General features: G+C 71.4%; 23 protein-coding genes. 8 read left to right on the plus strand and 15 right to left on the minus strand.

Annotation, left to right across the window (positions count from 1 at the left end; all coding sequences use genetic code 11):
- Window positions 1-14 precede the first annotated feature (14 nt).
- From AB0J87_RS10655 to AB0J87_RS10665, 3 genes are all read left to right on the plus strand, one after another.
- Entirely contained in the window at window positions 15-536 is a 522-nt protein-coding gene (locus AB0J87_RS10655; RefSeq protein ID WP_350726648.1) for a CGNR zinc finger domain-containing protein, read from the plus strand.
- 229 nt (window positions 537-765) lie between these two features.
- Window positions 766-2,430, plus strand: coding sequence for an ABC-F family ATP-binding cassette domain-containing protein (locus tag AB0J87_RS10660; protein ID WP_363964096.1), 1,665 nt, complete (start codon window positions 766-768; stop codon window positions 2,428-2,430).
- A 37-nt stretch (window positions 2,431-2,467) separates the two neighbouring features.
- Window positions 2,468-3,451 carry a hypothetical protein gene (locus tag AB0J87_RS10665; protein ID WP_363964097.1) on the plus strand — a complete coding sequence of 328 codons (984 nt, stop codon included), beginning with the start codon at window positions 2,468-2,470 and terminating at the stop codon, window positions 3,449-3,451.
- Between the two features lie 86 nt (window positions 3,452-3,537).
- On the opposite strand, the gene AB0J87_RS10670 is transcribed toward AB0J87_RS10665, so the two are convergent.
- On the minus strand, window positions 3,538-3,798 hold the full coding sequence (locus AB0J87_RS10670) for a zf-TFIIB domain-containing protein (protein WP_350726654.1): 261 nt from the start codon (window positions 3,796-3,798) through the stop codon (window positions 3,538-3,540).
- Between the two features lie 59 nt (window positions 3,799-3,857).
- A complete protein-coding gene (locus tag AB0J87_RS10675; RefSeq protein ID WP_350726656.1) occupies window positions 3,858-4,712 on the minus strand; it encodes a phosphotransferase in 855 nt (284 codons plus the stop codon).
- 18 nt (window positions 4,713-4,730) lie between these two features.
- Here AB0J87_RS10675 and AB0J87_RS10680 point away from each other — a divergent pair, with 18 nt between their 5' ends.
- Window positions 4,731-5,615 (plus strand): TIGR03619 family F420-dependent LLM class oxidoreductase, encoded by an 885-nt coding sequence (locus AB0J87_RS10680; RefSeq protein ID WP_363964100.1) that lies wholly within the window; start codon window positions 4,731-4,733, stop codon window positions 5,613-5,615.
- Here AB0J87_RS10680 and AB0J87_RS10685 read toward each other — a convergent pair.
- Genes AB0J87_RS10685 through murQ form a run of 3 tightly spaced genes read right to left on the minus strand, consistent with a single transcriptional unit; the run spans window position 5,612 to window position 7,989 of the window.
- Window positions 5,612-5,995 (minus strand): VOC family protein, encoded by a 384-nt coding sequence (locus AB0J87_RS10685; RefSeq protein ID WP_350726660.1) that lies wholly within the window; start codon window positions 5,993-5,995, stop codon window positions 5,612-5,614. The genes AB0J87_RS10680 and AB0J87_RS10685 overlap by 4 nt on opposite strands.
- Window positions 5,996-6,004: 9 nt before the next feature.
- Window positions 6,005-7,078, minus strand: a complete 1,074-nt coding sequence (locus tag AB0J87_RS10690; RefSeq protein ID WP_363964102.1) for a serine hydrolase domain-containing protein — start codon at window positions 7,076-7,078, stop codon at window positions 6,005-6,007.
- Between the two features lie 11 nt (window positions 7,079-7,089).
- Complete coding sequence (gene murQ, locus AB0J87_RS10695) at window positions 7,090-7,989, minus strand: N-acetylmuramic acid 6-phosphate etherase (RefSeq protein ID WP_350726664.1); 900 nt, start codon at window positions 7,987-7,989, stop codon at window positions 7,090-7,092.
- 49 nt (window positions 7,990-8,038) lie between these two features.
- Between murQ and AB0J87_RS10700 the strand changes: the two genes are divergently transcribed.
- Window positions 8,039-9,160: a DUF1343 domain-containing protein gene (locus tag AB0J87_RS10700; RefSeq protein ID WP_350726665.1), complete on the plus strand. Its 1,122-nt coding sequence runs from the start codon at window positions 8,039-8,041 to the stop codon at window positions 9,158-9,160.
- A gap of 2 nt (window positions 9,161-9,162) precedes the next feature.
- Here the strand turns inward: AB0J87_RS10700 and AB0J87_RS10705 are convergent, their stop codons facing one another.
- The 8 genes from AB0J87_RS10705 to AB0J87_RS10740 all read right to left on the minus strand — a co-directional run bounded on the left by AB0J87_RS10705 (window position 9,163) and on the right by AB0J87_RS10740 (window position 18,184).
- Complete coding sequence (locus AB0J87_RS10705; protein WP_363964105.1) at window positions 9,163-10,062, minus strand: GNAT family N-acetyltransferase; 900 nt, start codon at window positions 10,060-10,062, stop codon at window positions 9,163-9,165.
- Window positions 10,062-11,072, minus strand: a complete 1,011-nt coding sequence (locus AB0J87_RS10710; protein WP_363964106.1) for an ABC transporter ATP-binding protein — start codon at window positions 11,070-11,072, stop codon at window positions 10,062-10,064. Before AB0J87_RS10710 ends, AB0J87_RS10705 begins: the two co-directional genes overlap by 1 nt.
- Window positions 11,069-12,124 (minus strand): ABC transporter ATP-binding protein, encoded by a 1,056-nt coding sequence (locus AB0J87_RS10715; protein ID WP_363964108.1) that lies wholly within the window; start codon window positions 12,122-12,124, stop codon window positions 11,069-11,071. Before AB0J87_RS10715 ends, AB0J87_RS10710 begins: the two co-directional genes overlap by 4 nt.
- 2 nt (window positions 12,125-12,126) lie before the next feature.
- A complete protein-coding gene (locus tag AB0J87_RS10720; RefSeq protein ID WP_363964110.1) occupies window positions 12,127-13,026 on the minus strand; it encodes an ABC transporter permease in 900 nt (299 codons plus the stop codon).
- Window positions 13,023-14,033, minus strand: coding sequence for an ABC transporter permease (locus AB0J87_RS10725; RefSeq protein ID WP_363964112.1), 1,011 nt, complete (start codon window positions 14,031-14,033; stop codon window positions 13,023-13,025). The genes AB0J87_RS10720 and AB0J87_RS10725 overlap by 4 nt, the downstream gene beginning before the upstream one ends.
- A 10-nt stretch (window positions 14,034-14,043) precedes the next feature.
- Window positions 14,044-15,864, minus strand: coding sequence for an ABC transporter substrate-binding protein (locus tag AB0J87_RS10730; RefSeq protein WP_363964114.1), 1,821 nt, complete (start codon window positions 15,862-15,864; stop codon window positions 14,044-14,046).
- Between the two features lie 164 nt (window positions 15,865-16,028).
- Window positions 16,029-16,994 carry a zinc-dependent alcohol dehydrogenase family protein gene (locus AB0J87_RS10735; RefSeq protein WP_355192146.1) on the minus strand — a complete coding sequence of 322 codons (966 nt, stop codon included), beginning with the start codon at window positions 16,992-16,994 and terminating at the stop codon, window positions 16,029-16,031.
- A gap of 2 nt (window positions 16,995-16,996) precedes the next feature.
- Window positions 16,997-18,184 (minus strand): M20 family metallopeptidase, encoded by a 1,188-nt coding sequence (locus AB0J87_RS10740; protein ID WP_363964116.1) that lies wholly within the window; start codon window positions 18,182-18,184, stop codon window positions 16,997-16,999.
- Between the two features lie 100 nt (window positions 18,185-18,284).
- Here AB0J87_RS10740 and AB0J87_RS10745 point away from each other — a divergent pair, with 100 nt between their 5' ends.
- The 3 genes from AB0J87_RS10745 (at window position 18,285) to AB0J87_RS10755 (ending at window position 20,260) form a co-directional block, all read left to right on the plus strand.
- Complete coding sequence (locus tag AB0J87_RS10745) at window positions 18,285-19,025, plus strand: HAD-IIA family hydrolase (protein ID WP_221520889.1); 741 nt, start codon at window positions 18,285-18,287, stop codon at window positions 19,023-19,025.
- A gap of 43 nt (window positions 19,026-19,068) precedes the next feature.
- Complete coding sequence (locus AB0J87_RS10750; RefSeq protein WP_363964118.1) at window positions 19,069-19,692, plus strand: hypothetical protein; 624 nt, start codon at window positions 19,069-19,071, stop codon at window positions 19,690-19,692.
- 172 nt (window positions 19,693-19,864) lie between these two features.
- Complete coding sequence (locus AB0J87_RS10755) at window positions 19,865-20,260, plus strand: hypothetical protein (protein ID WP_363964120.1); 396 nt, start codon at window positions 19,865-19,867, stop codon at window positions 20,258-20,260.
- Between the two features lie 47 nt (window positions 20,261-20,307).
- On the opposite strand, the gene AB0J87_RS10760 is transcribed toward AB0J87_RS10755, so the two are convergent.
- Both AB0J87_RS10760 and AB0J87_RS10765 read right to left on the minus strand, forming a co-directional pair.
- Window positions 20,308-21,615, minus strand: coding sequence for a sigma-70 family RNA polymerase sigma factor (locus AB0J87_RS10760; protein WP_363964122.1), 1,308 nt, complete (start codon window positions 21,613-21,615; stop codon window positions 20,308-20,310).
- Complete coding sequence (locus AB0J87_RS10765; protein WP_185073265.1) at window positions 21,612-21,941, minus strand: YciI family protein; 330 nt, start codon at window positions 21,939-21,941, stop codon at window positions 21,612-21,614. Before AB0J87_RS10765 ends, AB0J87_RS10760 begins: the two co-directional genes overlap by 4 nt.
- Between the last annotated feature and the right edge of the window lie 52 nt (window positions 21,942-21,993).

Genomic DNA, 21,993 nt, shown 5'->3' on the forward strand with positions numbered 1-21,993 from the left:
GCTGTAATGGCCTTATGCATTTCAACGCTTACGGTGGCAACGGGGCGGCCCTCGCGGCGGAGCTGGTGAACGCGACCGACTTCAGCCCCGAGGCGGTCGAGGCGATGCTGACCGAGCACCGCCTGGTTCGCACCGTCGTCACGGCCGAGCAGGCCGAGGAGCTGCGGGTGTGGGCGGGGCGGCTGTCGCCGGTGTTCGGGGAGCGGGACCAGGACACGCAGATCAAGCTGATCAACGATCTGCTCGACGTCACCGCGTCCAAGCCGTACGTCAGCGCGCACGACGGGCGCGAGCCGCACCTGCACTTCTTCGACCCCAGCGCGGACGTCGTGTCCAGGGCGAAGGACACCACGGCCGGCGGGCTGGCCATGGCCATGTCGTTCGCGGGCAGGCACCGGCTGGGGCGGTGCGACCGCGACGGGTGCGAGATCGTCTTCGTCGACACCTCCCGCAACGGGCGGCGCCGGTTCTGCTCTCCCGCCTGCGCCAACCGGGTCAACGTCGCGGCGCATCGGGCGCGTGGCCTTGCGGGGTGATCGAGGCGTCGCATACTCTTTGGACGTCTTATCGCCGAGCCCTGGGGGCAGCTGACGTGAGGATCTGAGGTCGCGGGCACCGCGCCGTTCCGCCCTGTCGTGGGCATGCGCGCACACCTGGACCTCGTGGCGATCCTCGTCGTCCCGAATCCTCTGCTTGTGTTGCGCGCGTTTGCGGTGATTTCCCGCCAAGTCACGAAATTTCGATCTTTGTGACGGGAGCCGCCTTATGTCTTTTTCCATTGTTGTAGATCACGTGTCCTTCGGCTGGCCGGACGGCACCAAGGTGCTCGACGGGCTCGACGCCGCGTTCCCCGCGGGGCGCACCGGGCTCATCGGGACCAACGGGTCGGGCAAGTCCACCCTGCTGAAGGTCATCGCGGGGGAGCTGGCCCCCCGGCCCGGATCCGTGTCCGTCTCCGGCGAGATCGGATACCTGCCGCAGAACGTCCCGCTGGGCGCCGGCCGTACCGTGTCGGACCTGCTGGAGATCAGCGCGACGCGGGCGGCGCTGCACGCCATCGAGAGCGGGGACGTGGCCGAGGAGCACTTCGCGGCCGTAGGCGACGACTGGGACGTCGAGGAACGCGCCCGCGCGGAGCTCGACCGGCTCGGGCTGGACCACGTCGGGCTGGACCGCACGGTCGGCACGCTGTCCGGCGGCGAGACCATCATGGTCGCGCTCGCCGCCCAGCTGCTGAAACGGCCCGAGGTGCTGCTGCTCGACGAGCCCACCAACAACCTCGACCTCGACGCGCGAGAGCGGCTCTACGCCGCGGTCGCCGCCTGGTCGGGCGTGCTGGTGGTGGTCAGCCACGACCGCGCGCTGCTGGAGCTGGTGGACCAGATCGCCGAGCTGCGCGACGGCGCCGTGCGCATGTACGGAGGCAACCTGAGCGCCTACGAGGAGCAGGTCGCCGCCGAGCAGGAGGCCGCCCAGCGGATGGTACGGACCGCGGAAGGCGAGATCCGCCGCCAGCAGCGGGAGCTCATCGACGCCCGCACCCGGATCGACCGCAGCCAGCGGGCCGGCCGGAAGGCGTTCGAGAACAAGAAGGCGCCGAAGATCGTCGCCAACGCGCTCAAACGGAAGGCCCAGGTGACGGCGGGCAAGCAGCGCAACCTGGCCATCGAGAAGCTGGAGGAGGCGCGGGGGCGGCTGACGGAGGCCGAGCAGGCGGTGCGGGACGACGCGGAGATCCGCATCCAGCTGCCGGGCACCGAGGTCCCGGCGGGCCGCACGGTCCTGACCCTTCCCCTCGCCCCGCCCCCGGGCCACGGCACTCCCGAAGCCGGCGCCTCCGAGCGGCGTCGCGTGCCGGAGGACCACGAGGTCGGCGAGGACGAAGTGGCGGGCGATGTGCGCGGCGCGCTGCTGGAGACGCTGGTGGTGCGCGGTCCCGAGCGGATCGCGTTGCTGGGCCCCAACGGCTCCGGCAAGACCACGCTGCTCAAGCGGATCGTCGAGCACGGCGCCCACGTCCCGGTGCGCTACCTGCCGCAGCGCCTCGACCTCCTGGACGACGCGCTGAGCGTGGTGGACAACGTGCGGGCCGTGGCCCCGTCCGCCTCCGTGAACGACGTCCGGGCACGCCTGGCGCGCTTCCTGTTCAGGGGCGAGCGGGCCAACCAGGCCGCCGGCACGCTGTCGGGTGGCGAGCGCTTCCGGGCGACGCTGGCCGCGCTCCTGTCGGCCGAGCCGCCGCCCCAGCTGCTCCTGCTCGACGAGCCGACGAACAACCTGGACATGGCCAGCGTCCGCGAGCTCTCCCAGGCGCTGAACGCGTACCAGGGGGCGCTCGTCGTGGCCAGCCACGACGTGCCGTTCCTGGAGACGATCGGGATCACCCGGTGGCTGCGACAAGATCGCAATGCCGGACTGTCCGAATCCTGATTGACGGGCAGGGATCAATCGGACGATAGTGTGACAGGTGGCTGGACCCCGGTTGATCTCCTGCGTTCTCGCCCTGGCAACCCTCACGCTCAGCGCGTGCTCCTCGGCGTTACCGTCCCCGACCGGAGGCGAGCCGAAGGTCAGCGGGGTGGCCGGCGGCAACGGCGGCGGCGTGCCCGCCGGCGGCGGCACGGCGGCGCAAACCCCGAGCCCGGCCGCGCTCACGGCCGAGGCCTACAAGAGCGAGCTCCAGAGCAGGCACAAGTCGATGGCGGACGCCATCAGCGCCCTGGCCGGCGCGCGCGGGGTCAAGGCCCTGGACCAGCGCGTCGGCCGCGCTGAGCAGGCGCTGAGCGGGGCGGCGGACGCGCTGGCCGCCATCACCCCACCCGACGCCGTACGGCCCCAGCACGACGCGTACGTGGCCAGCCTGCGCGACTTCGCCGGCGAGCTCGGCTCCACGGCGGGAAAGGTCGGCGCGCGGAACCTGTGCACGTCCTCGGCCGTCCTCATCGACCTCGACGCCAAGCTGGCCGCGCTCGACAAGGCGGGTGCGGCCCTGCAGAGCGCCGGCGACTACCCGGCCGACGTCGTGAGCGTGAAGGCCGGCAAGAAGCAGACCAGGCGGCTGAAGAACGGCTCGTTCATCAAGAGGGCCACCTTCAACGGCCGCAGCTCGCTGGAGATCGACAACGGCGGCACCCGCGACTCCGTGGTGACCATCATGAAGGGCGGGAGCAAGTCCTTCAGCGTGTACGTGCGCAAGAACGCCAAGTTCAAGGTCAAGGGCGTGCGCGACGGCAGCTACAAGGTCTACTTCACGCACGGCGTGGACTGGGACGGCAAGAGCAAGTCGTTCACGCGTAACTGCAGCTTCGAGAGGTTCCAGAAGTCGGTGAAGTTCAAGACGACGTTCACCGCCACGCAGATCCGCTGGCACGACTGGCGGATCACGCTGCACGCGATCGCGGGCGGCAACGCCCGCACCTCCCCCGTGGACCCCGACGACTTCCCGGGCTGACCCGCGGATCCGGACCGCGGAACGCGCGAAGGCCGCACACCCCCACCGGTGCGCGGCCCTCGTCGCGATCAGGTCGAGAGTCGCGATCAGGTCGAGAACAGCATGCCCACCCAGCTGCGCTGCCGGTGGTGGTGGCCGCCGTAGTGGCCGCCGCCGTGCGGGGCGCCCCAGGCCGGGCCGGGGGCGGGGGGCGGCGGGGGAGAGGTGTGGTACTGAGTCTCCATCCGGGTCAGCGTCTCGAGCTCGCCGTAGTCGAGGAAGATCCCGCGGCAGTTGTCGCACTGCTCGATGTGAACGCCGTTGCGCTCATAGGTCCGCATGTTCCCGCGGCACTTGGGGCACTGCATCTACGTCGCTCTCCTTGGCTTCGAGGTCTCAGGGTTGAAACCTACCGCGCGCAACCCCGTCACGCTCGGACGATTCTGTTGCACGACTCAACCAACGAATGCTCGACCTCGTCCAGTTCCCGGCCCTCGCGCTCGGCGTTGACCACGGCCACCGCGGCCAGCTGAACGGTCAGCGCCCTGGCCGGCACGTCGAGTCGCCGCCAAGGGTCGTCGCCCCGGCCGAGCGCGGGCCCGCCGGAGGCCAGGTAGGCCCCCAGGAACCGCTCCCAGACGGCCGGGTCGAGCAGCCCGGCGGCGTACCAGGCGGCCGGCCTGGCCAGGTCCCACGCCGGGTCGCCGACGCCCAGGTCGTCGACGTCGATGAGCAGCCAGTCGTCGCGGTGGACGAGCTGGCCCAGATGCCAGTCGCCGTGCGTGAGCAGGCCGGGCAGCGGGTCGGGCTCGGGCAGCTCCTCGAAGGTCCGCCTGATGAGCTGCTCCACCGGGCCGTCGCCGGTCATCCGGCCCACCGCCCTGGCGGCCCGCGCGGGCCCGCCGGCGGCGGGAAGGCCGGGCAGCAGGGTGAGGGGGACGGCGTGCAGCCTGGCCAGCAGCCTGGCGCCCTCCTCCCAGGGCGCGGAGTCCGGGTCCTCCTGCGCGACCGGCCGGCCGGCGGGCCAGACCGTCACCGCGCGGCCCGCTACCGCCAGCACCTGGGGGTCGAGCGGGGCCAGCATCACCCCGGTCACCGCGGCCGACGCCGCGCCCCGCAACCGGATCCGCAACGACTCCACGTCGTCACGCTGCGAGTGGGCCTTGACCACGACCTCGCCTCTGCGTAACACCACGACGTCCGTACGCGTCGGATGCAGCACGGGCTCGCCCGTCCCCCCGTACGCCCCGGCGATCCCCGCCAGATCCTCCTCCAGACTCACTGCTACAGACTAGGGGTCATGAGGATCGGTTTCGCAGTGCCCCAGTCAGGCCCATGGGCGACCCCGGCGAACATGCGCCGCGTCGCCAGGCGGGCGGAGGAGCTCGGCTACGACGAGTTGTGGACGTTCCAGCGGCTGCTGTACCCGGTCGGGCACCCGATGGGGCCGACGTACCGCAGCGTGCACGACCCGCTGATCACGCTGGCCCACCTCGCGGGCGTGACGGAGCGGATCCGGCTCGGCGTGGCCGTCGTCAACGCGTACGTGCAGCCGGTCGTGCTGGCCAAGCAGCTGGCCACCCTCCAGACCGTGTCCGGCGGGCGGCTCACGGCGGGGCTCGGGCTGGGCTGGCTGCCGGAGGAGTTCGAGGCGGCGGGCGTCGGCATGGAGCGGCGGGGGCGCAGGGGCGAGGAGTTCGTCGAGGTGCTGCGCGAGGCCTGGGCCGACGACGTGGTCGAGCACCGCGGCGAGTTCTACCGGGTGCCGCCGTCCCACATCGACCCCAAGCCCGTGCCGGGGCCGCCGCCGATCCTGCTGGGCGGCACCGCCGAGGTCGCGCTGCGCCGCGCCGCCCGGCTGGCCGACGGGTGGGTGAGCTCCAGCAGGGAGGACCTGTCCGCGATCGCCGCGCGGGTGGGGCTCATCAAGGAGACGCTGGCGGAGTCGGGGCGCGACGCGGCCGCGTTCCGGTTCGTCTGCCGCGGCGTCACGCAGGTCCGGGCGGCCGGCGACCGGCCCTTGACGGGCACGTACGACAAGATCAGGAGCGACGTGGACGCGCTGGCCGCCAGCGGCGTGACGGACGTCTTCCACGACCTCAACTTCGACCGCGAGTTCGTCACGCTCGACGCCGAGGAGGCGATGCGCCGGGCCGAGGAGGCGCTGGAGGCGCTGGCTCCCTAGCCCCAGCCGCCGTACGGGACCGTGATGATCTCCAGGTTGTGGCCGTTGGGGTCGGACCAGTAGAGGCCGCGGCCGCCGTCGTGGGTGTTGATCCGCTCCGGCTGCGTGTGGTGCGGATCGGCCCAGTACGTCAGGCCGCGGCTCTTGATCCGGTCCCAGATCTGGTCGAACTCCTCCTCGCCGACCAGGAACGCGTAATGCTGCGGCACCACGGCCTCACCCGCCTGGACGACGTCGAGCGAGACGTCGTTGCCGAGCGAGACGACGCGGAACGGTCCGTACACGGGCGCGGGCTCCAGGCCGAGGACGTCCACGAGGAACGCGGCGGTCTCGTCCCTGTCCTTCGCCTGCACGATGGTGTGGTTCAGCTGGACGGACATACCTGCAGGCTACGTCAGGGGCTGGAGCTCGCGCAGTCGCAGCGCCTCCCCGGCCACCGCGTGGCGCAGCTCGCGGATGCCGTCCCGCCCGCGTACGGGGTGGACGGCGTTCGTCAGCAGCACCACGGTCAGCCCGCGGGCGGGATCGACCACCAGCGAGGTTCCGGTGAAGCCGGAATGCCCGAAGGCGCCGGTCAGGGGCCCCACGATGGCCGGGTCGCCGATCCGCACGCCCAGCCCGTGCCGGAAGGCGGCCCCTTCGGCGCCCTGGTCGCGCAGCATCTCGGCCACGCTCCCCGGGCGCAGGACGGCCCCGCCCTGCCGGATTGCGGCCAGCCGCAGCGCCTCGCCGAAGGCCAGCAGGTCCCCGGCCGTGGCGAACAGCCCCGCGTGCCCCGCCACGCCGCCCAGCGCGTACGCCGTCTCGTCGTGGACCTCCCCGCGCACGCAGCCCGGCCCGGTCCGCTCCGGCTTCCACTCGGTCGCGGCGACCCGAGACGGTGAGGCGGGCCGGTAGCCGGTGTCGGGCAGGCCGAGCACGTCCGTGACCCGGGCGCGGACCAGCGCGTCGAGCGGCGCGCCGCCCGCCAGCTCGGCGACCCGGCCGGCGATGACCAGGCCGACGTCGCTGTAGAGGTACGGGCCGCCGACCGGATGGGCGATCGGCGTGCGCAGCATGGCCTCCATGCGTTCGGAGGCGTCCGCGCCCGGCAGCTCCAGGTCGATGCGGCGGGTCGGGGGCAGGCCCGCCGTGTGCGTGAGCAGGCGGCGCGGCGTGACCCTCGGGTCGTGCCCCGGTATCCAGGCGGCCACCGGCTCGTCCAGGCCGATCGCGCCCTCCTCGGCCAGCGAGAGCAGCACGGCCGTGGTGAAGAGCTTGCTGATCGAGGCCAGGTCGAAGATCGAGTCGCGGCCGGCGGGCGGGCGCTCCGCGGCCAGGGTCCCCTCGGCGTCGGCGTAGCGTACGAGCTCGCCGGTGGCGGCCGCGGCGGCCACGGAGCCGTCCACGGCGATCAGCGCGACCGCGGCGGCGCACACGCGCGGCACCGCGCCCGCCAGGACCGCCCCCAGCCGGTCGGTCATCCCCGTTCCCCTCAGCCGCTCAGCGCGTCGCTGAGGCGCTCCCCGTGTGACTCCAGCAGCGCTCGTGCCCCCTCCGCGTCGAGCCCGTGCTGGATCATCAGCACGGCGATCTTCGCCTGCCCGCCGGCCGCGTCCAGCGCGGTCTCGGCCGTCTCCAGGTCGGCGCCGGTGATGTCGCTGACCATGCGCAGCGCGCGCCCGGCCAGCTTGTTGTTCATCGCCGACATCTCGATCATCTTGTTGCCGTAGGTACGGCCGAGCTTGACCATCGAGATCGTGGAGATCATGTTGAGCACGAGCTTCTGGGCCGTGCCCGCCTTGAGCCGGGTCGAGCCGGTCACCACCTCGGGTCCCACGACCACCTCGATCGCGTGCTCGGCGGCGGCCGACAGCGGCGCGCCGTCGTTGCACGACAGGCCGACGGTGAGCGCGCCCCGGGAGGCCGCCTCCGCCAGCGCGCCCAGGACGAAAGGAGCCCGGCCGCTGGCGGACACGCCCACCACCGAGTCGAGCGGTCCCACCTCCAGGTCCTTCAACGCGGCGGCGCCGGCCTCGGCGTCGTCCTCCGCCCCCTCGACCGATCGGGTGAGCGCCTCGGGCCCGCCGGCGATGATGCCCTGCACCAGCGACGGATCGGTGCCGAACGTGGGCGGGCACTCGCTGGCGTCGAGCACCGCCAGCCGCCCGGACGTGCCGGCCCCGACGTAAAGCAGCCTGCCGCCCTCTGCCATCCTGGCGGAGATCGCGTCGACGGCGGCCGAGATCGCCGGGATGACCACCGCGACGGCGGCGGGCACGGCGGCGTCGGCCTGGTTCATGAGCCGGGCGATCTGCTCGGTCGGCAGCCGGTCGATCTGGCTGTAGCGGGGATCGCTCTGCTCGGTGGACAGCTCGGGTAGCGGATCAATCATGACGCTAATTTCCACCCTCTCCTTCACACTTGTAAATATCTTTCAGACAATGGCTTTCATGCCATACGTACGCATCGGAGCCGAACGGCTGGCCGTGGATACCGCCCTCGCGGGCGGAACCCGCCTCGGCCTGATCACGAACCCCACCGGAGTCCTGCCCGATCTCACCCCCACCGCGGACGCGCTGCTGGCCGCAGGACTGAACCTGACGGCCCTGTTCGGCCCCGAGCACGGCATGCGCGGCACCGCCCAGGCGGCCGGCAGCGAGGCCGACACGGTGGACGAGAGGACCGGGCTGCCGGTCTTCGACACGCACAAGCTCGAGGGCGAGGCGCTCGACCGGACGATCGCGGGGTCGGGCGTGGACACGCTCGTGTTCGACATCGCCGACGTGGGCACGCGCTTCTACACCTACGTCTGGACGATGTACGACCTGATGGCGTCGGCCGCCCGGCTCGGGCTGAGGTTCGTGGTCCTGGACCGGCCCAACCCGCTCGGCGGGACCGTCCAGGAGGGGCCGGCGCTCGACCCGGCGTTCGCGAGCTTCGTGGGCCGCTTCCCGCTGCCGGTCCGGCACGGCAGGACGGCGGGGGAGCTGGCCACGCTGTTCGGGTTCGACGTGGAGCTGCGCGTGATCGAGATGGAGGGCTGGCGGCGCGACATGACGTTCGCCGAGACGGGGCTGCCGTGGGTGATGCCCTCGGTCAACATGCCGACCCCGGACACCGCGCTGGTCTACCCCGGCACGGGCCTCTTCGAGGGCACGAACTTCTCCGAGGGGCGCGGCACGACCAGGCCGTTCGAGCTGATCGGCGCCCCCTACGCCGACGAGCGGTTCGCCCCGGCGCTGGCCGCGCTGGACCTGCCGGGCGTGCGGTTCAGGGAGACGTGGTTCATGCCCACGTTCCACAAGCACGCGGGCGTCGCCGTGCGCGGCGTCCAGCTCCACGTGCACGACCGCGAGGCGTTCAGGCCCGTCCTGACGGGCCTGTCCATGCTGTACGCAGCCCGTACCCTCTACCCGGACGACCTGCGCTGGTGGGGCCCCGACCTGTTCATGGACCACCTGTGGGGCTCCGACACCCTGACCCGCTGCCTGGACGCCGGCGAGGACCCCCGGGGCCTGTGCCCGCCGCCGGGAAAGCCGGAAGGACGACTCATCTACGACTGACATCACACCAGATCGCGCCGGTAGAGCCAGAAGACGCGTTCCGCTCGCGCGCCCACGGCGTGCGAGTAGAACCGCAACGGCCCCACCCACCCGATCTGGGCGCTGGACTGTCCAGCGGCCCGCTGGTCGGCCAGGCACCTGCGCAGCAGCACCCGTCCGACGCCGAGCCCGCGGGCGTCCGGGGAGGTCCCCATGGGCCCGAACCAGCCCGGCCGGGCGCCCCAGGCGGCGAAGCCCAGGACGTGACCGTCGCGCTCGGCGTAGTGCAGGCCGGCCGCGTGGGCGGCCTCCCAGGCCCAGCGCTCGTTCCACTGCTCACGGACGAACGCGGCGACGTGCGCGCGGGCCGGGTGGTCCGCGGTGTCGCCGGCCGCGTGCACGCGCACGCCGGAGCGCTCCAGCCGCTCCAGGTCGTCCGCCACGGACAGGTCGGCGCTCAGGTCGGCCGTCATGTTCCAGGCGACGTCGTAGCGGTGGTAGCCGAGGCTCTCGGCCAGGCAGGCGGCCGCGGTGTAGCGGACGTCGATGCCCGGCCAGACGTAGCACGGCGGGTTGCCGGCGAAGCGCGACTGCCGCGCGCCCTGGCCCTTCAGCCATTCCTCGGCGGCCCGCACCAGCGCCCGCCCGCGCCCCTGTCCCTGCGCGGAGGGGTGCACGGCCAGCAGGTCGATGTGCCCCACCGCCGGATCCGTGCCCGACACGGACGCCATCACCACGCCGCCGTCGGTGGCCAGCGCGCTCCAGCGCCGCTCCGCGGGCGGGCGCGACAGGTAGCCGACCAGGCCGGCGGCCTCGGCGGCGTCCAGCGTCAGGGCGGCGGCGGCGACCTCGGCCGCCTCGGCGACCCCGGCCCCGTCAATGGATCCGGCGGCGGACGTGAAGGTCCGCACGGCGTGGGACATCACACCTCGCTCATCGGGCGGGCGATCACGCTGCGGCGCTCGGGGTAGAAGCACGCGTGCTCCTGCGGCACGCCTTCCGTCAGCTGCAGCAGCGGCCGCTCGCTCGTGCACCGCTCGCCCCTGAACGGGCAGCGGCGGGCGAACAGGCAGCCCTCGTCCGACTGGCTCTCGTCCAGCGACTCCAGCGGCGTCACCGGCTGCTCGCCGGGCAGCTCCAGGCCGTGCAGCACCGGGATCGCCGACAGCAGAGACTGCGTGTACGGGTGCACGGGGTCGGCGATGACCGTGTCCACCGCGCCGCGCTCGACGACCTGGCCGCGGTAGATGACGTACAGCTCGCCGTCGTCGCCGATGTAGCGGGCCGTGGCCACGTCGTGCGTGATGAACAGCACGCTCACGCCGAGCCGCTCGCGCAGGTCCTTCAGCAGCGCCAGGATGCCCAGCCGCAGCGACACGTCGATCATGGAGACGGCCTCGTCGGCGACGAGCATCTCCGGGTCGACGGTCAGCGCGCGGGCGATGACCACGCGCTGCCGCATGCCGCCGGACAGCTGATGCGGGTAGCGCGACAGCACCGTGCCCGGGTCGAGGCCCACCAGCGACAGCACCTCTGCCGCCCGCTCCTCGACCCACGACCGCGACCGCCCGGTCTGCCCGGCCCGCAGGGACAGCGGGGCGAACAGGGTCTGGTGGACGGTCCTGGTCGGGTTCAGGGCCGAGTACGGGTCCTGGTGGATCATCTGGATCTTGCGGAAGTGCGGCTGGCGCTGCTTCTGCTTGAGCGGCGACATGGAGACGCCGTCGATCAGGATCTCGCCCTCGTCGTACGTCTCCAGCCCGGCGATGATCCGGCCCAGCGTGGTCTTGCCGCACCCGGACTCGCCGATGAACGAGGCCGCGCCGCCCTTCGGGATCGCGAAGTCCACGCCGCGCAGCGCGCGCACCTCGCGGGCGCCGAGCATCTTGCCCCGCTGCTTGAACGTCTTGACGACGCCGGTCCCAGTGATCATGCGTGCTCCTTCACGTTCGCGGTCACGGCGTGGCAGGCCACGACCCGCGACCCGTCGGCGACCGCCAGCGGATCGACGGTGTCGCAGACGTCCATGCGCAGCGCGCAGCGCTCCCTGAACACGCACCCCTCCTTCGGCACGGTCGCCAGCGTCGGCGGCCGGCCGGGCAGCGCCCTGGCCTCGTCGATGTCGCCGACGAGCCGGGGGATGGCCTGGATCAGGCCCCTGGTGTACGGGTGCCGCGGCGCGCCGAGCACCTCCCTGGTGGGGCCCTGCTCGACCAGCCGCCCGCCGTACATGACGGCCAGCCGGTCGGCGACCTCGGCCACCACGCCGATGTCGTGCGTGATGACGAGGGTGGTGAGGCCGCGCTCCGCGTGCACCTCGCGGACGATCTTCAGGATGTTCGCCTGCGTGATCATGTCGAGGGCGGTCGTCGGCTCGTCCAGCACCACCAGGTGGGCGTTGAGGACCAGCGCCAGCATGATGCCGACCCGCTGGCGCATGCCGCCGGACAGCTCGTGCTGGTGCGAGTCGAGCACCCGGGCCCCGTCGAGGCCCATCCGCGACAGCAGCTCCTTGGCCTCGCGCACCAGGCCGCGCAGGTCCTCGACGCCGTGCGAGCGGCCCAGGTCGAGCAGTTGCTTGCCGACCGTCTTGAGCGGGTTCAGGGAGTTCTGGGCGGCCTGGAAGACGTACCCGATGTGCTTGCCCCTGGCCTTGCGCAGGTGCTCGCCCTTCAGGCCGACCACGTCGCCGAGCCCGTCGATCTCGACGCTGCCCGCCGAGATCCTGCCCGGGGGCTGGACGGCGTTGAGCAGCGACAGGGCCATCGTCGACTTGCCCGAACCGGACTCGCCGACGATGCCGGTGATCGAGCCCGGCTCCAGGGTCAGGTTGACGTCCCTGACGGCGGGCAGCTCGCCCGCGGGGGTCTTGTAGACGACCGTGAGGCCGTCGATGCGCACTCCCGGCGCTGTCTGAGTCAGGCGGCCTCCGGCCACCTGACTCGGAGCGCTGTATCCGATGGTGCCCTCGCTTCGCTCGGTCACGCCTACTCCTCTCGCAGCCGGGGGTTGAAGATCTCGTCCATGGCGTCCACCACGAGCACGATGGCCAGCGTCAGCAACAGGATCGCCAGCAGCGGCCCGATGAGGAAGCCCAGCGCGCTCGGCACCTGGAGCGCGCCGGAACGGAACACGGCCGTGTTGAGCATCTGCCCCCAGTTGTTCGACTCGTACGGCAGCACGCCCAGGAAGAACAGGCCGACCTGCGCGTAGACGCCGCCGGTGACCGCGATGAGCATGTTCATCGCGATGTACGGCGCCATGCTCGGCAGCAGCTCCTTGCCCACGATGTGCCTGGTGGGCAGGCCGAGCCCGCGCGCCGCCTCGATGAAGCCCCGCTCGCGCAGCGACAGCGTCTGCGAGCGCACCGCCCGCGCCACGCCGCCCCAGCCGAGCAGTCCCAGCACCAGGCCCATCTGGATCGCGCTGCTGAACTTCCACACCGTGGACAGCACCAGCAGCAGCGGCAGGCCGGGGATGGTCAGCTTCATGTCGGTGAGCCGCATGAGCACGTTGTCCCAGCGGCCCCGCTTGAAGCCGGAGAACAGCCCGATGCCGGTGCCCACGACCACGGTGATGACCGCGGTCACCAGGGCGGCCAGCAGCACGTACCGCGACCCGGTGACCACCAGGGCGACCACGTCACGGCCCTGGTCGTCGGTGCCGAGCCAGTGCTCCCAGCTCGGCGGCTTGGTGATCTGGGTCGGGTCGAGGGGCAGCTGGGCGGGGTAGAACATCGGCCCGAACACGCCCATGAAGACGAACCCGAGCACGAGCACCACGCCCACCATGCGGCTGGGCTTGCGCTTCATCACCCGCCAGACGCCCGCCCAGAAGTTGCGGCGCATGGCGGCGCTGGTCGAAGAGCTCTCGAGCAGGACGCTCATGACGACACCTCCTCCCCGCTGCGGACCCGCGGGTCGATCGCGGAGTAGAACAGGTCGGCGACGATGTTCGCCACGATGATGGACACCGTGATCAGCAGGAACGCCCCGCCCATCAGCGCGTAGTCACGCATGGTGATGCTGTCGAGGAGCAGCAGGCCCAGTCCCGGGTAGTTGAAGATCCGCTCGATGAACACCGCGCCGCCGAGCAGCAGGCCGAGCGACAGCGCGAGGATCGTGAACAGCGGCAGGATCGCGTTGCGCGCGATGTACCTGAAGATGATCGACCGCTTCATCCCGCGCAGCTCCGCCGCCAGGATGAAGTCGTCGCCGAGCACCGTCACCACGCTCGACTTCATCGCCAGGATCCATCCGCCGTAGGACGCCAGCGCGTACGTCAGCACCGGCAGCACCGCGTGCTGGGCCAGCGAGCCGATGTAGTCGGCGTTGAACCCGGGCTCGAACAGGATGTCCACGGGTCCGTCGCCCGGCAGGATCGGGATCAGCGTCGCGAAGACGGCGCTGAGCAGCAGCCCCAGCACGTACTGCGGGACGCCGTGCAGCAGCGACCCCGAGACGGCCAGGACGTCGCCGAGCTTGCCGGAGCGCTTGATGGCCGCGTAGACGCCCATCACGATGCCGACCAGGAAGCTGAGCAGCGTTCCCACCAGCACCGGTAGAACGGTCCACTTGGCCGCCTCGCCCAGCACCTGGGTGACCGGCGCGCCCGCGTGGGTGATCGACTGGCCCAGGTCGAAGCGGAGCAGGCCCGACATGTACTGGACGTACTGCTCCCACAGCGAGCCCCTGGGCTGGAACCCGTAGAGCACGCGCGTCGCCTGCTCGGCTGCCTGCTGATCCATGCCCTGCTGGATCAGCTTCTGGACGTTCGCGGCCACCGGGTCGCCGGGAATGCTCCTGACGATGAAGAAGCTGATCGTGGCTACGACGAGGATCATGACGACCCCGCGGGCCAGGTGGCCCGCGAGTCGCCGTGCGATTACTACCATAGGCTCTTCTCTACTGCTTCGCCTTGATGAGACCCAGCTGGATCCAGACGCCGGCGTTCAGGCGGAGCAGGTCACTGTCCTGCTCCGGCCAGCCGGTGAAGCGGCTGGTGTTGGTGAACTGCGTGTTCACGTAGTCCCAGAGCTGGATCGCCGGCAGGTCCTGGTTGGCCGTCTTGGCGAGCTGCGCCATGATCGGCTTGGCCTCCTCGGGGGCGGCCGCGTTCAGCTTGGCCGTGAGCTCACCCGGGTTGACCTTGCCCACGCCCTCGACGTCGATCTCCTCCGCGCTGCCCATCCAGTTGCCGCCCTTGCCGGGCGCGCTGTGCGCGACCTTGCCGGCGACGTTGGTCCAGCCGTTGGAGGCGCCGTAGAGGCGCTGGAAGATGTCGTACGGCGCGGGGCCGAGCGCCATCAGCCAGAAGCCGACGTCGTACTTGCCGGCCGCGAGCTCCTCCAGGTAGACGGGGTAGTCGGCGACGGTCACGACCTCGGCGTCAACACCGCCCGCGATGAGCTGGCTCTTGATGTTCTCCTCGGCGGAGATCCAGTCGGAGAACGTCGCGGGCGCGCGCATGCTGACCTTCCACGGCGAGCCGTCGGCCAGCGTCCACTTGCCGCCCGTCTTCTTCAGACCGGCCGCCTTGAACTCCTCCTCCGCCTTGGCCACGTCGTGCTTGTACGGGTTCAGGCTCGCCAGCTCGGAGCCGATCCACTCCTGGGCCGGCTTCTGGTGGATGCCGGAGGTGGTCACGGCGGGCGTGCCGCCCTCGGGCGAGGCCACCTTGGTCACCTGGTCACGGTCGATCAGGTAGGCCAGGCCGCGCCGCACGTGCACGTTGTCGTACGGCTTCTTCGACTGGTTGAAGCCCATGCCGACGGCCACCGGCGAGAAGCCCCTGATGACGTTGGAGCCGGGGGCGTTCTTGATCCGGGTCATGACGTCGGAAGGCATGGCGGTGAAGCCGGCCTGGTCGAGCTTGCCCGCGCTCAGGTAGTTCCAGATCTGCTCGTTGCCGTTGTAGTTGAGGAGCTTCACCTGGGCCGGCGCGACGTTCGCGGCGTTGAAGAAGTTCTTGTTCTTGACCAGCAGCGCCTCGCCGGGGTTGACCCGCTCCAGCGTGAAGGGGCCGGCCGAGACGTCCTTCGGCGGCGCGAACGCGAGCACCTTCTGGCCGATGGCGAGGATCTCCTCGCGGGCCTTGTCGGCGTCGGCGCCGGTTTCCCTGGCGGCCTTCAGCTTGTCCCAGAAGTCGGCCGGCAGCAGGCTGCTCCAGACGTGCGCGGGCACGACCCAGTTGTCCATGATGCCGCGAGCGAACTTCATGCTCGGGTTCTTCATGTCCTGGGAGACCTTGACGGTCTTCTGGTCGACCACCTGGACGTCGGACGCCACGCCCGCCGCGCCCGGCGTGACCGCGAACGCGGTGCTGCCGGTGGTGGAGGCCAGGCCGAGCGAGAGCTTGACGTCGTCGGCCGTCACCGGCTTGCCGTCGGACCACTTGGCGTTCGGCTGGATGTGGAGGGTGATCGAGGAGTTGTCGGGAGCGATCTCCCAACTGGCGGCGATACCTGGGTAGAACTGGTTCGGGTCGGTCAGGTGGTTCTTGATCCAGCCCAGCTTCATCGCGTTGTAACCCAGGAAAGAGTTGCCCTTGGGCGCCCATGGGTTGGCCGGGCCGCTCGCGTCGAGGCCGGGCTTGAGCACGTCGATCGTGGTGAAGAGCCCGCCCCCGCCGCCCGAGCCGCCGGAACTGTTGGTGGAACCACCGCTGCACGCCGCTGTCGCGGTGGCAAGGCCCAGCAACGCTACTACCGCTGCCAGTCGTTTCATTTGCCGCTCCGGGGAGATGTCGGACCTGTCGAAGATCTCTGCAGGGATTGACCGGACACTACGATCGTGCCTGATCCGCGTCAATAATCTCCAGAGGTTGTGAGGCTAATGTAACTTTCCTTCATCAGTGTGCGGAGTGGAGCTAAGCGCCGTCAAGTAAAACGTCATTCCATTACCAAGACGGCAGCCCCTCTGACCTGGTCGTTTGCCAGATCGGTGAGCGCCTGGGCGGCCTGCCCGAACGGGTAGAGGCTCGTCGTCACGCGTGGCGGGTGCGCCAGCGCCAGCTCCAGATAGGCACGCCCATCTGCCCTGGTGTTGGCCGTGACGCTGCGGAGTGTGCGCTCCTGGAAGAGGTGCCTGTCGTAGTTCAGGACGGGCACGTCCGTCAGGTGGATGCCGGCGATGGCCAGCGTGCCGCCACGGTCGAGCGCTTCGAGCGCCGCTGGAACCAGGGTACCTACCGGCGCAAATAGGATGGCCGCGTCCAGCGGCTCCGGCGGTTCGTCCCCGGCGGAGGCGGCTCCCAGCTCCAGCGCGAGCGCCCTGGAGGCCGCGGATCTCGTCACCGCGTGCACGACCGCGCCCTGGGCGATGGCGGCCTGCGCGGTCAGGTGGGCCGAGGCGCCGAACCCGTAGATCCCCAGCCGCCCGCCCGGCGGCAGGTCGCAGCGCAGCAGCGCCCGGTAGCCGATGATCCCGGCGCACAGCAGTGGCGCCAGCCGCTCGGCGGGCACGTCGGCGGGCAGCGGATAGACGTAGTCGCGGGGTGCGGTGAGGTATTCGGCGTAACCGCCGTCGGCGTCCCACCCCGTGTAGGCCGAGGAGGGGCAGAGGTTCTCCGTGCCCCTCAGGCAATATTTGCACGCGCCGCAGGTCGAGCGCAGCCAGGCCACGCCCACCCGCTCGCCCGTGCCCTCGACGCGCCCGACGACCTGGTGACCGGGCGTGGTACGCGGCCGGCGCGGCAGGAGGTCGCCCTCCGCCAGGTGCAGGTCGGTACGGCACACGCCGCACGCCTCGACCCGTACCAGCACCTCGCCCGGGCCCGGCTCGGGCACGTCCCGCTCGACCGGCTCCAGCGGCCGCGTCGCCATCGGCCCCGGCTCGGCCACGACCCACGCCCGCATGGTCACGACAGCCTGGCGTGCGCGAGCGTGGCGTAGAGCGCGGCGCCGTCGGCCAGGACGGAGTCGTCGAAGACCGCCTCGGGGGAGTGGTTGTAGGGCGCCGTGGCCGGGTCGCGGTCCGCCGGGCAGGCCCCCAGGAACACGAACGCGCCCGGCACCTCCTCCAGCACGTACGAGAAGTCCTCGGAGCCCATGATGGGCTGCGGCGACACGAAATACCGCCCCGGGCCGAACAACTCGTCGGCGGTCTTGCCCACGAACGCCGCCTCACTGTCGTCGTTCACCGTCACCGGGTAGCCCATCCCGAACGACGCCTCGACCTCCAGCCCGTGCGCCGCCGCGATGCCCTGCACGACCTCCACCAGCCTGCGCTTGACCTTCGTCCGGTTGTCCTTGCTGAACGTGCGCACCGTGGCCTCGAACCTGGCCTCGTCGGGGATCACGTTGTCCGCCGACCCGCCGTGGAAGCTGCCCACCGTCACCACGACCGGGTCGAACACGTCGAACCCCTTGGTCACCATGGTCTGCAGCGCCGTCACCATCTCGCAGCCCGCCGCGATCGGGTCCAGCGACCGGTGCGGGCTGGAGCCGTGCCCGCCGCGCCCCTTGACCGTCACGAGGAACGTGTCCGCCGCCGCCATGATCGGCCCCGGCCGCGACGCGAACAGCCCCGGCGGCAACATCGCCGACACCACGTGCATCCCGTACGCCGCCACGGGCCGCGCGCCCGCCGCGTCCAGCACACCCTCGGCGATCATGTGCTTGGCGCCCTCGTAACCCTCCTCGCCCGGCTGGAACATGAAGATGACGTCACCGGCCAGCTCCTCCCGCCGCGCGCTCAGCAGCCGCGCCGCCCCCGCCAGCATCGCGGTGTGCAGGTCGTGGCCGCACGCGTGCATCTGGCCGGGGAGCTGGGAGACGTACGGCAGGTCGTTCTTCTCGGCCACGGGAAGCGCGTCCATGTCCCCGCGCAGCAGCACGGCCGGGCCCGGCCTGCCGCCCCTCAGCACGGCGGTGACGGAGCTGAGCGCGGTGCCCGTCTTCACCTCCAGCGGCAGCCCGTCCAACGCGGCCAGGACCTTCTCCTGCGTGCGCGGCAGGTGCAGGCCGAGCTCCGGGGTGGTGTGCAACGAGTGCCTGAGCTGGATGAGTTCGTCCCGCATGTCACGGGCGGATTCAGTGAAGGACATGAAGAACATTGTTCATCCACCGGGCGGGAAGTCGATAAGGCGCGCTCGGTACGATGTGCGTGTGACTCAGCGTAAACGGATCGACTCCTGGTTGTCCGACATGGACGGCGTTCTCGTCCACGAGGGTCGTCCGATCCCCGGTGCGGACGAATTCATCAAGCGGCTCAGAGAGTCGGACAAGAAGTTCAGGGTGCTGACGAACAACTCGATCTACACCCAGCGCGACCTGTCGGCGCGCCTGGCCGGGGCGGGCCTCGAGGTGCCCCCCGAGTCCATCTGGACCTCCGCGCTGGCCACCGCCCAGTTCCTCGACGACCAGCGCGCGGGCGGCTCGGCGTACGTCATCGGCGAGGCGGGCCTGACGACGGCGCTGCACGAGGTCGGCTACGTGCTCACCGACCTCGACCCCGACTACGTCGTGCTCGGCGAGACCCGCACCTACAGCTTCACCCAGATCACCCGGGCCATCCGCCTCATCGAGGGCGGCGCCCGCTTCATCGCCACCAACCCCGACCCCATCGGCCCCTCCACCGAGGGCTCCCTGCCGGCCTGCGGCGCCGTGGCCGCCCTCATCACCAAGGCCACCGGCGTGGCCCCCTACTTCGTCGGCAAACCCAACCCGCGCATGATGCGCAGCGCCCTCAACGAGATCGAGGGCCACAGCGAGACGACCGCCATGATCGGCGACCGCATGGACACCGACATCGTGTCGGGCATGGAGGCGGGCCTGTTCACGATCCTGGTCCTCACGGGCGTTACCCAGCGCGACGAGATCGACCGCTTCCCCTACCGTCCCTCGCTGGTGGTCGACTCGGTCGCCGACCTCATCGACCTCATCTGAACCTGACCCGTTCTGACAGGTACGGGTGGCACCCTTGGACGCCATGACCCGCGTTTACCTGGAGATCGGCCCGAAGAAGGCGTTCGCCTGCTCGCTCGACTGGCCCGGCTGGTGCCGGGTCGCCAAGGGCGAGGAGGCGGCCCTCGACCTGCTCATGGAGTACGTCCCCCGGTACGGCGCGGTGGCCGCCCGGGCCGGGCTGGACTTCTCGCCGGGTGACCCGGTGGTCGTGGCGCGCGTCCCGGGCAGCGACATCACGGACTTCGGCGCCCCGTACTCCGTGCCCGACCTGGACCAGGAGCCCGTGCCGGCGTCCGAGGCGGCCCGCGGCGTGGCCCTCCTCCGGGCGGCCTGGGCCCTGTTCGACGAGACCGCCGCCACCTCGCCCGAGGACCTGCGCAAGGGCCCGCGCGGAGGCGGCCGCGACCTGTCGGGGGTCGTCAGGCACGTGGAGGAGGCCGAGCGCGCCTTCGCCAGGAAGGTGGACGTGCGGCACAAGCCGTACAAGGAGCCCGGGGACCGGGACGCGATGCGGGCGGAGCTGGCCGACGTGCTGTCCCGAGCCTGGGAGCCGCCCCAGACGACCGGCTGGCCGCCCCGCTACGCGCTGCGCCGCATCGCCTGGCACGTCATCGACCACCTCTGGGAGATCGAGGACCGCCGCTGACACCCTTGCCGGGCGGCAGGGCAAAGAATCGACCCCGATTTCTTCGAGGTCTGGCCAAAATCACTCACCGGCTGCAACCATATGGTGACCAAACGCGGTCGTCATCGGGGCGGTCGCACCATCAGCGAGCGCAAAGGTAAAACCCGTGGACGTACAGGCGGAGATTCGCGACTTGAAGCTCCGTGTCGATGGGCTCGAGGCGTGCGACCGGCTCGGCGAGGCCAGGCCGGGGAGCGGCGGGGAGCGGGACCTGCTCCGTGAGATCAACGACCGCGCCAAGCGCCTGGAGACGCAGCTCGCGGCCATGAAGGCCGAGACGTCGATGGCCCGCACCGAGACGATCGAGCAGTTCGCGGCCGTCGACGTCGAGATCGCGGCCATCCGGCGGGAGATCAACGCCTACCGCGCCACGCCCGCCGGGGGCGACGAGGACTACGTCCCGACGCTGATCGCCGACCAGTTCGCGAGCGTCCGGGCCGAGATCGCGCAGGAGTTCGACGCCATGCGGTCCGAGCTGCTCGATCTGGGCATCAAGCTCGATCGCCTGCTCAAGAACGACTACATGTGACGGCCGGCCGGGCGGGAGCGACGTCTCGGGTGCGGGTCCCCGCTTTGCTAACCGGGCGCGGGGTTCGTGAGGTCGTCGGCGCGTTCCAGGAGGGCGCGCCGTTCGGCTCCCGGGCCGAGGAGGGCGGCCGCCTGGCGGAACAGCGCGGCGGCGTGGTCGTGGTGGCCGAGGCGGGCCGTGAGGTCGGCCTGCGCGGCGACGGCGAGCGGGTAGTCCTTCAGCGCGCCGGTGGCGAGCACCTGGTCGATCAGCGCCAGCCCGGTCGCCGGGCCGTGCGCGTAGCCGTGGGCCACGGCGCGGTTGAGGGCGATCACCGGTGAGGGGTGGATCTCCACGAGCTCGTCGTACCAGCGGGCGACGGCCCGCCAGTCCGTCGCGCCGGAGTCCGGCGCGGTCGCGTGACAGGCGGCGATGCGCGCCTGCAGGACGTAGGGGCCGTCGGCCGGCGCCGCCGCCAGCGTCTCCAGCCCTTCGCGGATCGCCGCGCGGTCCCAGCGGGCGCGGTCCTGCTTGTCGAGCGTGAGCAGGTTGCCCTGCCCGTCGCGGCGGGCCTCGCGCCGGGAGTGCTGGAACAGGAACAGCGCCAGCAGGCCGGCGACCTCGGGCTGGTCCGGGAGCAGCCGGTGGAGCAGGCGGGCCAGCCGGACCGCCTCGTCGGCGAAGCCCGGCTCTCCGTCGGGGTCGTAGCCGCGGGTGAAGAGCACGTACAGGACCGCCAGCACGCCGGGCAGGCGCTCGGCCAGCGCCGGGCCGCTCGGGACGAGGTACGGGATGCGCGCGTCCGCGATCTTCGTCTTGGCCCGGGTCAGCCGCCGCGTCATGGTCGCGTGGGGGACGAGGAACGCCCGCGCGATGTCGGCGGTCGGCACCCCGCAGACGGTTCGCAGCGTGAGCGCCACCCGTGACTCCAGGGCCAGCGCGGGGTGGCAGCAGGTGAAGATCAGCCGCAGGCGGTCGTCCACGACCTCCTCCTCCGGGTCGTCCGTGGCCGGGGCGGTGAGCGTGAGCTCCGCCAGCTCGTGCAGCTTGCGGCGCTCGACGGACGCGCGGCGCAGCACGTCGGTGGCGCGGTTGCGGGCGACGGTCATGAGCCAGCCGCCGGGGTTGTCCGGCACGCCGTCGCGCGGCCACCTCTCCAGGGCCTGCGCGAGCGCCTCCTGGGCGCTGTCCTCGGCGAGCGTCCAGTCGCCGGTGACGCGGATCAGGGTGGCGACGATCCTGGTGTAGGAGTCCGCACCGACCGCCGCAACGGCCTCCGCGACGGTCCGCGCGCCGATTCCTTCGTCGGGCTCCGCGCCGGTCCCCGCGGCGGGCTGTGCCGCCGCGGGGGGCCGTGCCGGGCGTCCCCTCGTCACTGACCGGCGAACGGCCGCAGCTCCAGCCGCCCGTACCGGGCCATCGGGTGCGCCCGGGCCACCTCGATCGCCTCGTCGAGATGGGCGCACTCGAGGATGTCGTAGCCCACGATCACCTCCCGGGTCTCGGCGAACGGCCCGTCGGAGACCAGCAGCTCGCCGTTGCGGACGCGGACCGTCGTGGCGGCCGACACCGGCCCCAGCTCGTTGCCGTCCAGCCGCCGGCCGCGGCCGTCGTTGTCGGCCACCCACTTCTCGATGTCCTCGCTGCCGGTCGAGTCCGTGTCCGGTTCCGCGTCGGTGCAGACGAACATCATGTACTTCATCGATCGCTCCTTGCGTGTCGTGCTGTCACCAGCATGACGAACGGGCTCCCCG

This window comes from Nonomuraea sp. NPDC049625 (assembly GCF_040675285.1).
Lineage (GTDB): Bacteria > Actinomycetota > Actinomycetes > Streptosporangiales > Streptosporangiaceae > Nonomuraea > Nonomuraea angiospora_A.